The 799-nt window shown below is 70.7% G+C and carries 2 protein-coding genes; one reads left to right on the forward strand and one right to left on the reverse strand.

Annotated elements, in window-relative coordinates:
• Positions 1-511: LLM class flavin-dependent oxidoreductase (locus KUM32_RS36780; protein WP_217146221.1), on the reverse strand; the 511-nt coding region annotated here is incomplete at its 3' end.
• A gap of 115 nt (positions 512-626) precedes the next feature.
• On the opposite strand from KUM32_RS36780, the gene KUM32_RS36785 reads away from it, so the two are divergent.
• Positions 627-799, forward strand: a 173-nt coding sequence (locus KUM32_RS36785) for an aldo/keto reductase (RefSeq protein ID WP_254406660.1), incomplete at its 3' end; no start/stop codon positions are given.

Consider the following 799-nt stretch of genomic DNA (forward strand, 5'->3'; position numbering starts at 1 on the left):
GGCCGATGGCGGCGATGTAGAGCGGGATGCGCTCTCGCACCGGGTGCACGGTCAGCTTGAGGGCCTTGCCGGGGCCGTCCGGCAGCGGCAGCGTCCAGTGCTGGCCCTCGTGGCGCAGCGGCGTACGCTCCATCGCCTTGCGGATGATCTCCACGTACTCCCGGGTGCGGGCCAGCGGCTTGTCGAACCTCACGCCGTACCAGCCCTCGGAGACCTGCGGGCCCGAGACGCCGAGGCCGAGCCGGAACCGGCCGCCGGAGAGCGAGTCCAGGGTGGCGGCGGTCATGGCGGTCATCGCGGGGGTGCGCGCCGGGATCTGGAAGATGGCCGAGCCGACGTCGATCCGCTCGGTCTGCGCGGCGACCCAGGAGAGCACGGTGGCCACGTCGGACCCGTACGCCTCGGCCGCCCAGCACACGGAGTACCCGAGCCGATCCGCCTCCTGCGCGACGGCGAGGTTGTCCGCGTCCATTCCCGCACCCCAGTAGCCGAGGTTGATGCCGAGCCGCATGCCACTCCCCTTACCCATCAGTAACGTCCCTACGGCGGGGACTCTAGCGCGCATATGTCCACCGCGGCAGTGTTGGCTTATCCACAGGCCACCACGGGCCGTGGCCAGGCCAGTAATGTCAGCGCTCATGGAGCAGAGGCACCTCGGCCGTACGGGCCTGCGCGTATCCCGGATCGGGCTCGGCACGCTCACCTGGGGCCGGAACACCGACGAGCACGATGCGGCGGACCAGCTCAAGACGTTCTGGGACGCGGGCGGCACGCTCGTGGACACCGCCGACGTGTACGC

The sequence above is a fragment of the Streptomyces sp. AC627_RSS907 genome (assembly GCF_019049165.1).